The organism is Massilia soli, from assembly GCF_016809835.1.
Classification (GTDB): Bacteria; Pseudomonadota; Gammaproteobacteria; order Burkholderiales; family Burkholderiaceae_D; genus Telluria_A; species Telluria_A soli.
Genome location: NZ_JAFBIL020000016.1, coordinates 1 through 9,361, shown reverse-complemented (window position 1 = coordinate 9,361; position 9,361 = coordinate 1). Strand labels below are relative to the sequence as shown.

Genomic DNA, 9,361 nt, shown 5'->3' with positions numbered 1-9,361 from the left:
ACCGAATATACGTGAGCAGTCGTACCTAACAGCCAAAGACGGAATGTTTGCAAACAAGGAGGAGTCCATATACGGTCGTTGGACTAACGGAGATGCTGAATGGGTCTACTAGGAAAATTGCTGCGATGGGTGGGGTCAGCGCGCGTTCCTGATGACTGGACGAGGCCACGTATCGGCGCATGTGAAACCCATACAAAGGTATCAGATGTGTCGTTCACTTGGGATGAGGTCAACGCCATCAAGGCATACAAGATCGATCTTTTAACTTGGGATGAAATTCGCGTTGTAGTGAGCTTCGGTAGACCCGAAACAGTGATTGAACTATCAGAAGAACAAGAGGGTTTCGAGGCATTCATCCGAACTGCTGAACAAAAACTTTCTTTTCCTAAAGGATGGTGGGAACGGTTGGCCAAGCCGGCCTTCGAGACATGTGAGACCACACTGTTTCGTCGCTAAGCGCCACGCCCGCTTGGGATCGTAAGCAGACCCAACCGGAAGGCCTGAATCCGCAGGCGGTAGCGGTCCTGCGGTGCTGGACTGCTCTTCGGCCAAGAGCAGGCATTCAAAGATTCTTGTCAGGGGTGTGATGATTCAGATGGAAGAAACGCGTCGGCTACTCTGCCGCGCCTATCCGGGCTTACGCGACCGCGTTGCTGCAACTGCCAACGATTGGATCAGTAACGATGGTGAATTCATAGCTAATGTCTGGATGCTCCAGCTGAGCCAGCTAGTACGAGAACGCCTCAGCGAGGGAAATTACGAACAGTCTGAAGTGCTTTTCTGTCTCGTGGAACGGCTTACGGTATCAAATCATAGGTCCGCTTCGGGTTGCGGATGCAACCAGTCGAACGTCGTGTGTCAGGTCAAGTCTGAGCTAATACACCTTATCCGCCCTACAGCATGTGTTTTGTCGCAGGGCGGATAAGGCGGAACGCCGCATCCGCGTGCACGCATCAAGGCAGCGCCAGCTTTACGGCGCGCAAAAAAACGTAGGGCGGAAAAGCATCGCTGTTCCGCCCTATCTCCGCATGATCCCGGATCATACCTAAAACGAATTACTTCTCGCTCAGCGCCTTGTACGCGGCCACGCCAGCGACAATCTCCGCCTTTGCTTCATCCGGGCCCGCCCAGCCGTCGATCTTGACCCACTTGCCTGGCTCGAGGTCTTTGTAGTGCTCGAAGAAGTGCTGGATCTGCTGCAGGCGCAGGTCTTGCATGTCTTCCGGCTTTTGCCAGTGGCTGTAGATCGGCAGGATCTTGTCAACCGGAACGGCCAGGATCTTGGCGTCGCCGCCGGCTTCGTCAGTCATCTTCAGCACGCCAATCGCGCGGCAGCGAACCACAACGCCAGGAATCAGCGCGAACGGGGTGATGACCAGCACGTCGCATGGGTCGCCGTCGTCCGAGATGGTGTTCGGCACGTAGCCGTAGTTGCACGGATAGTGCATCGCGGTGCTCATGAAACGGTCGACGAAGATCGCGCCGCTCTCCTTGTCCACTTCATACTTCACCGGATCGGCATTCATCGGAATTTCGATGATGACGTTGAAATCGTTCGGCACGTCGCGGCCTGAAGACACTTTATTCAAACTCATGGTATTTCCTTAGATTGCGTACAGTAAATTAGGCCGCCATTATATCGAACATTGCATACTTCTTGTGCAATGCAACAAGGGCGACCGGGGATTTAAATTAGAGAATCGACGCCAGTGCGCACTGGCGATAATGGGCGGCCGCTTCGGCGTCCTGGCCCAGCGCTTCATGCATCTGCGCCAGTTTCAGGTGCGCTTCACGCACCATGCGGCCTTCGGTCGCGTCCGACAGCGCCTGTTCCAGGTAGCGTTGGGCTTTGCCCCACAGCTTTTGCTTGAGGCACAGCGCGCCGAGCGTCAGCGCCAGTTCGGCGTCGTTCGGACGCTGGCGGATCCAGTCTTCACAATGTTCGATCTGCGCCAGCAAGGTCGGCGAGCCAGGTGCGCCGGCCGCTTCGCGGTAGGCACGCACCACGCGGTCGTCCCACTCCACCTTCAGCGATTCTTCGGCCGTGATGCGCGCCTCGTCGTGCAGGCCGCGCGCGTTCAGCGCCTGTGCCGCGTGCGCCGCGATATACGGCTTGACCCGCTCCGCCGTCGGCACCGTGGCCCACACCCGCTTGATCGATTCAGCGTCATGCGCGCCGTCGGTAAGCAGCGCGTCATAGGCCAGCTCGCGCAGGCGCGACGACAGCGCCGGATGCAGCGCCTTGTGCTTGTCCAGCGAGCGCACCAGGCGCAGCACCTCAGGCCAGTTGCGCGCCTGCTGGTTGGCCTTCATCGCCCACTTGAGCGCGTGGATGTGGCGCGTGCCGCTGGCGTTCAGCTCGGCCACCGCTTCCAGCGCGGCCTCGGGCTGGTGGTCGTCGACCAGCAGTTCGGTGACCGTCATCAGGCGTGCGGTTTTGAGGTTGCCGTCATGCGCGATACCGGCAAGCCAGGCATCGCGGCGCGCCGCCTGGCGCATCCGGTGCGCGGCGCGCGCGCCGATCAGCGCGGCAAGACCGGCGTTTTCAGGCAGTTCAGCAGCGCGTGCTGCGGCTTTTTCAGCGTGGCCGAAACGGCCTTCGAAAAGCGCCTTGAGCGCGTCGCGCAGGCCCTTGTTGCCGTCGCGTTCACGCTTGCGCTGCCGATAGGCGGCGACCTTGGCCGGCATCGACACGGTGGCGCGGAACGCGCGCACCGCAAAGTACAGGAAGGCGAACAGCAGCGCCAGCAGCACCACGAAGAAGTTCAGCGATACGTCGATCCGGTGCGGCGGGTAGAAGAACACCACATTGCCCGGATTGAAGCGCGCCGTGACGGCGATACCGATGGCCGCGGCCATCAATGCGACTAACCAGAGAAGAAGTCGCATGGCTTATGGCTTCGCTTTGTAGTTGCGCACAGCGTTCAGGCTGTCGGACAGCGTCGGCATCTCGATCGCGAGATTGTTGGCCTGCACCTGGCGCAGCTGCGCCTGGGCGGTCTGGGTCGAACGCACGCGGGTATCGAAATACTTGAGCAGCGCTTCCTGGGCCGCATCGAGATCGGCGCGGAAGGCCGCCTCGTTACGCGACAGCAGGGCCAGGCGGGCATTGAGCAGGCGCAGTTTCAGATTCTCGCGCAGGAAGTAAGCCTGGCTCGGCGACACCATCAAGGCCGCCGGTTCTTCGACGCTGCGCACACGGATCAGCTGGCGCACCTCGGTCCACATCTCGTCGCTCCAGTTGCGCCAGGTCTGCTGGGCGCGTTCGGCAAGGCCCATTGGCGCAGGCGGCAGCGCGGGCGCCGCCTTGCCGCCCTTGTTGACGGCCACGGCCGGTTCCGGCCGGTCCGGACGCGACGGCAGCGCCGGCTTCTCGTCGGCCAGCAGCGGCAGCGTGTCGACCTGGGCGATCACGTTATCGAGGCGCAGTGCGACGCCAGCCATGTCCAGGCTTGGCAACGCGCGCAGTTTTTCGATGTCGCGCGCGATGGCGCGGCGGATCGTGATGAATTGCGGCTTGTCCGAGCGCGACAGCGAACGGTCGGCATTGCCCAGCGCGATCAGGGCGCCCTGCACGTTGCCGGCCAGTTGCAGCTGCTGGCTTGCGGTCGACAGTACCTGCTCGACCTCGGACAGCGCCCATTCGTCGCGGCTCTTCGACAGGTCCTGGTACAGCTGTTCCAGCGCCAGTTGCTGGCTTTGCGCTTCGACCTGGCGGTTTTCCAGCACGCCGACCTTGGCCTGCAGGTCGCGCAACTGGTCCTGCACGCCGCGCGCCAGCGTGCTGGTCTCGGTCGTGGTCAGCTCGTTGCGCTGCAGGCTTTTGGCCATCTCCTGGCGCAGCTTGTAGATGCTGTTGCGGCTCGACCAGGCTTGCGCGGCGAGCAGCAGCCCCAGCACGATCACCAGAATCGTCATCGGACGCAGGAAGAACTCGCGCACGCTGTCGTCGGACGACCTGCGGCTGTGCGACTCGTGCATGGCTGGGGAAGGCGGCGCGCCAGGCGCGGCGTTCTGATCGGGTAATGTAGGCAAATCGTTCATCTTTGAGATTGTAACGCGGCAAGCATTCGTTCGTCGCCCGATCCTGTGAGCGTGAGGCGGGTTAATCCAAGAGTGTTCGCGGTTTCGGCGATGCGCGCGTGCGGCACGATCAAGTGCTGTTGTTGCATTTTTGCCACAGCAGCCTCGGAATCAAGCTCGCGCACCAGCACCATCAACCCGCGCAGCGCCTCCGAACTGGTGATTATCCAGTCGTTCGGCGCGGCGAGCAAGGCAGTCAGCTTCTCCGCCATCTCGGCGCTCAACGGCGGCACGCTGCGGCGGTAGGCCGCCACCGTCGCCACCTCGGCGCCTGCCGCGCGCAGGCCATCGGCCATCAGTTCGCGCCCGCTCTGGCCGCGCACGATCAGCACCCGCTTGCCCGCGAGCGCGGCCAGGTCGATCGATTGCAGCAGGTTTTCCGAGTCGCTGCGCGACGGATCGCGCGGGCTGACGATGACCGCGTTGGCGTCGGTGACGCCGTGCCTGGCAAGCGCTGCGCGGCTGCCCTCGCCCACCACGGCGATGGCCACCCCCGCCGGCCACTGGTCGATATGCGCAAACGCCGCGTCGATCGCATTGGGCGACACGAAGGCCACCATCGCAAATGACGGCAGCTGCGCCAGTTCGGCCTCGAGCGCGGCGGTGTCTTCCAGCGGCGCGATCTCCAGCAGCGGCAGCAGCACCGGCTTGCGGCCCAGCGCTTCGAGCGCGCGCGCCAGATCGTCGCACTGGGCGCGCGGACGGGTGATGACGACGGTGTCAGACATCCGGTGCGGCGTCGGCCTGCGCCTTGCACTCGGCCAGGATCGCATGCGCATCCTGCTGTCCGAGCAGGTCCGAGACCTGCTGGCCCAGCGCTTCCGGCGCGTGCGCCGGGCCGCTCAGCTCGGCGCGCGCGGTGCGCTGGCCGTCCGGCGTGGCGACCATCGCGGTCAGGTGCATGCTGTCGCCGACCACGGTGGCAAACGCCGCCAGAGGAATCTGGCAACTGCCGCCGAACACCTTGGATACCTTGCGCTCGGCGCGCACCGCCTGTTCGGTGGCCGCGTGGTTCAGCGGCGCGAGCACGGCGCGCAGGTCGATGTCGGTACGGCCGGAGACGATTTCGATCGCCATCGCGCCCTGCCCGGCAGCCGGCAGGCTTTCGTCCGGGGTGAGCGTGCAGCGGATGCGTTGCGGCAGGCCGAGGCGCTTGAGGCCGGCGGCGGCGAGGATGATCGCCGCGTAATCGCCGCGATCGAGCTTGCCCAGGCGGGTATCGAGATTGCCGCGCAGCGGCTTGATCACCAGGTGCGGATAGCGCGCCGCGATCAGCGATTGGCGGCGCAGGCTGCTGGTGCCGACGATCGCGCCCGGCGGCAGCGCGTCAAGGCTGGCGTAGTCGTTCGAGACGAAGGCGTCGCGCGGATCTTCGCGCTCGAGCACGGCGGCCAGCTCGAAACCGTCCGGCAGGTCCATCGGCACATCCTTGAGCGAATGCACGGCCAGGTCGGCGCGCCCTTCGGCCATCGCCACTTCGAGTTCCTTGACAAACAGGCCCTTGCCGCCCACCTTGGATAAGGCGCGATCGAGGATCTGGTCGCCGCGTGTTGTCATGCCAAGGATCTCGATGCTGCACTGCGGATATAATAGTGACAACTGCGCGCGCACGTGCTCGGCCTGCCACATGGCAAGTCGGCTCTCGCGCGAAGCGATGATTAACCTGGAAGGCTGCTGTGGCGTCAATTCAGTTGCTCTCAAAACGATTTCTTTCACTGTCGTTGCCCTAACCGGCGAATACCAGTTACCGGCGCATGCATAAGATCACAAATTTTATCATGCGCCTCCTTTGCAGACCGGGGCCAAAAGCCTTTGCACCAACATTTCATTCTGTGGTCCAACATGGTAAACCTAGCTTCTGCTCAAGAAAACGAACCCGGCGCCGATAAAGACGCGCCTTTAAAGGAAGACATCCGCCTGCTCGGCCGCCTGCTTGGCGACGTGCTGCGCGACCAGGAAGGCGAAGCTGTGTTCGACATCGTCGAAACCATCCGCCAGACCGCGGTGCGCTTCCGCCGCGAAGCCGACCCGGTGGCCGGCGAAGAGCTCAACGCCCTGCTGCACAAGCTGACCCGCGACCAGACCATTTCGGTGGTGCGCGCGTTCTCGTACTTCTCGCACCTGGCCAACATCGCCGAAGACCAGCACCACATCCGGCGCCGCCGCGCCCACCTGCTGGCCGGCTCGGCGCCGCAGCGCGGCAGCGTCAGCTTTGCGCTGTCGCGCCTGAAGGAAGCGGGTGTCACGGGCGACACCGTGCAAGGCTTCCTGCGCGACGCCCTGATCGCGCCGGTACTGACCGCGCACCCGACTGAAGTGCAGCGCAAGAGCATCCTCGACGCCGAGCACGATATCGCCCACCTGCTGGCCGCACGCGACCTGCCGCTGACGCCGCGCGAGCGCGCCTCCAACCTGCAGCTGCTGCACTCGCGCGTGGCGACCCTGTGGCAGACGCGCATGCTGCGCTACTCGAAGCTGACGGTGGCCGACGAGATCGACAACGCGCTGTCGTACTACCGCATCACCTTCCTGCGCGAGCTGCCCGGCCTGTACGACGACATCGCCGAAGAAATCGCCGCGGCATACGACCAGCCCGACAACGAGTGCATGCGTCCCGACGCGTCCTACGTCCAGATGGGCAGCTGGATCGGCGGCGACCGCGACGGCAACCCGAACGTCAACGCCGGCACCATGCGCCACGCGCTGGTGCGTCACGCCACCACCATCCTCGACTTCTACCTCGACGAAGTCCATGCGCTGGGCGCCGAATTGTCGGTGTCGACCTTGATGGTCAAGGTCTCTCCCGAACTGCAGGCGCTGGCCGACGCATCGACCGACGCCTCGCCGCACCGTGGCGACGAGCCGTACCGCCGCGCGCTGATCGGCATGTACGCGCGCCTGGCCGCCAGTGCGCGCGAACTGGGCGCCGCCCACGTGCTGCGCAAGGAAGTCGGCGCCGCCGCGCCGTATGCCGACGCCAATGAATTCGGCGCCAACCTCGGCGTGCTGGCGGACTCGCTGCGCGCCAACCACGGCGAGCTCCTGATCGCACCGCGCCTGGCAAGGCTGCAGCGCGCCGCCGCCATCTTCGGCTTCCACCTCGCCTCGCTCGACATGCGCCAAACCTCGGACGTGCACGAGCGCGTGCTGGCCGAGCTGTTCGCCGGCGCCGGTGTTGCCGCTGACTACGCGGGCCTCGACGAAGGGCGCAAGGTCGAACTGCTGCTGGCCGAACTCGAACAGCCTCGCCTTCTGTATTCGCCGTACAACGAATATTCGGAGGAAGCCAACTCCGAGCTGGCGATCCTGCGCGCGGCCAAGGAGATCCGCAGCCGCTACGGCGTGCGCGCGATCCGCAACTACATCATCTCGCACACCGAGACCGTCTCGGACCTGCTCGAAGTGCTGCTGCTGCAAAAGGAAACCGGCCTGCTGCGCGCCCACGCCGGCCAGCTCGACGTGATGGTGATCCCGCTGTTCGAGACCATCCCCGACCTGCAGTTCGCGCCCGACATCATGCGCCAGTGGATGGCGCTGCCGTTCGTGCAGCAGCTGATCGAGCACCAGGGCCGCCTGCAGGAAGTCATGCTCGGCTACTCCGACTCCAACAAGGACGGCGGCTTCCTGACCTCGAACTGGGAACTGTACAAGGCCGAAGTCCAGCTGGTACGCGTGTTCGCCGACGCCGACGTCAAGCTGCGCCTGTTCCATGGCCGCGGCGGCACCGTTGGCCGCGGCGGCGGCCCGAGCTACGACGCGATCCTGGCGCAGCCGCCGGGCACCGTCAACGGCCAGATCCGCCTGACCGAACAGGGCGAGATCATCGCCTCCAAGTTCTCGAACGCCGACATCGGCCGCCGCAACCTCGAGCTGCTGGTTGCCGCGACCCTGGAAGCGAGCCTGATGCCGCACGCCGAAGAAGGCTCGCACGCCGAACGCCTGGCCGGCTTCGAAGCGGTGATGGCAGACCTGTCCGGACGCGCCTACAAGGCGTACCGCAACCTGGTCTACGAGACTCCGGGCTTCACCGACTACTTCTTCTCGGCCACGCCGATCGCCGAAATCGCCGAACTCAATCTCGGTTCGCGTCCGGCCTCGCGCAAGTCGACCCGGCGCATCGAAGATTTGCGCGCCATCCCGTGGGGCTTCTCGTGGGGCCAGTGCCGCCTGCTGCTGCCGGGCTGGTACGGCTTCGGTTCGGCCATCGGCGAATGGCTGGCCGACGGCGACAACCAGCAAGAACGCCTGGCGACGCTGCGCGCCATGTACCAGGAATGGCCGTTCTTCGCCACGCTGCTGTCGAACATGGACATGGTGCTGGCCAAGACCGACCTCGCCATCGCCTCGCGCTATGCCGAACTGGTGGCCGACGTCGAACTGCGCGAGCGGATCTTCCAGCGCATCTCCGCCGAGCATGCGGGCACCCTGCGCTGCCTCGAAGAGATCACCGGAACCGGCGAGCGGCTGGCCAAGAACCCGCTGCTGGCGCGCTCGATCCAGAACCGCTTCGCCTACCTCGACCCGCTCAATCACCTGCAGGTCGAGCTGATCCACCGCCACCGTTCGGCCGGCGGCGATCCGGAGCGCACCGACCCGCGCGTCCACCGCGGCATCCACCTGTCGATCAACGGCGTCGCGGCCGGCTTGCGCAACACCGGCTAAGGCGGGAACGGCGGGCGAAAAAAATGGCGATGTCACCGTTGAGTGTTGAATCCAACACGTCGTTCCCGCGAAAGCGGGAACCCATACCGAGAACGATCAGTAGTGACACGGTTCGTTCCGAACTCCTGTCAATATGGATACCCGCCTTCGCGGGTACGACGCACTGGTGGCCAACACGTCGTTCCCGCGAAAGCGGGAACCCATACCGAGAACGATCAGTAGTGACACGGTTCGTTCCGAACTCCTGTCAATATGGATACCCGCCTTCGCGGGTACGACGCACTGGTGGCCAACACGTCGTTCCCGCGAAAGCGGGAACCCATACCGAGAACGATCAGTAGTGACACGGTTCGTTCCGAACTCCTGTCAATATGGATACCCGCCTTCGCGGGTACGACGCACTGGTGGCCAACACGTCGTTCCCGCGAAAGCGGGAACCCATACCGAGAACGACCAGTAGTGACACGGTTCGTTCCGAAAGCCTGTCAATATGGATACCCGCCTTCGCGGGTACGACGCACTGGTGGCCAACACGTCGCTCCCGCGAAAGCGGGAACCCATACCGAGAACGATCAGTAGTGACACGGTTTGTTCCGAAAGCCTGTCAATATGGATA

7 protein-coding genes are annotated in these 9,361 nt (G+C 64.0%); 2 read left to right on the top strand and 5 right to left on the bottom strand.

Annotated features, from left to right (window positions below):
- The first annotated feature begins 99 nt into the window (after positions 1–99).
- Positions 100–456, top strand: coding sequence for a hypothetical protein (locus I4X03_RS22835; protein ID WP_223471374.1), 357 nt, complete (start codon positions 100–102; stop codon positions 454–456).
- Between the two features lie 599 nt (positions 457–1,055).
- Here the strand turns inward: I4X03_RS22835 and ppa are convergent.
- The 5 genes from ppa to hemC form a co-directional block, all read right to left on the bottom strand.
- Positions 1,056–1,595 carry an inorganic diphosphatase gene (gene ppa, locus I4X03_RS22830; protein ID WP_223471372.1) on the bottom strand — a complete coding sequence of 180 codons (540 nt, stop codon included), beginning with the start codon at positions 1,593–1,595 and terminating at the stop codon, positions 1,056–1,058.
- A 97-nt stretch (positions 1,596–1,692) separates the two neighbouring features.
- Positions 1,693–2,889: a heme biosynthesis HemY N-terminal domain-containing protein gene (locus tag I4X03_RS22825; protein WP_223471369.1), complete on the bottom strand. Its 1,197-nt coding sequence runs from the start codon at positions 2,887–2,889 to the stop codon at positions 1,693–1,695.
- A 3-nt stretch (positions 2,890–2,892) separates the two neighbouring features.
- The gene (locus I4X03_RS22820) at positions 2,893–4,044 is read right to left on the bottom strand and encodes a uroporphyrinogen-III C-methyltransferase (protein WP_223471367.1); all 1,152 of its coding nucleotides are present in this window, start codon (positions 4,042–4,044) and stop codon (positions 2,893–2,895) included.
- Complete coding sequence (locus I4X03_RS22815; protein ID WP_223471365.1) at positions 4,041–4,811, bottom strand: uroporphyrinogen-III synthase; 771 nt, start codon at positions 4,809–4,811, stop codon at positions 4,041–4,043. The genes I4X03_RS22820 and I4X03_RS22815 overlap by 4 nt, the downstream gene beginning before the upstream one ends.
- Positions 4,804–5,769: a hydroxymethylbilane synthase gene (hemC, locus tag I4X03_RS22810; protein ID WP_223471377.1), complete on the bottom strand. Its 966-nt coding sequence runs from the start codon at positions 5,767–5,769 to the stop codon at positions 4,804–4,806. Before hemC ends, I4X03_RS22815 begins: the two co-directional genes overlap by 8 nt.
- A 156-nt stretch (positions 5,770–5,925) precedes the next feature.
- Between hemC and ppc the strand changes: the two genes are divergently transcribed.
- Complete coding sequence (gene ppc / locus I4X03_RS22805; RefSeq protein WP_223471363.1) at positions 5,926–8,745, top strand: phosphoenolpyruvate carboxylase; 2,820 nt, start codon at positions 5,926–5,928, stop codon at positions 8,743–8,745.
- Positions 8,746–9,361 lie beyond the last annotated feature (616 nt).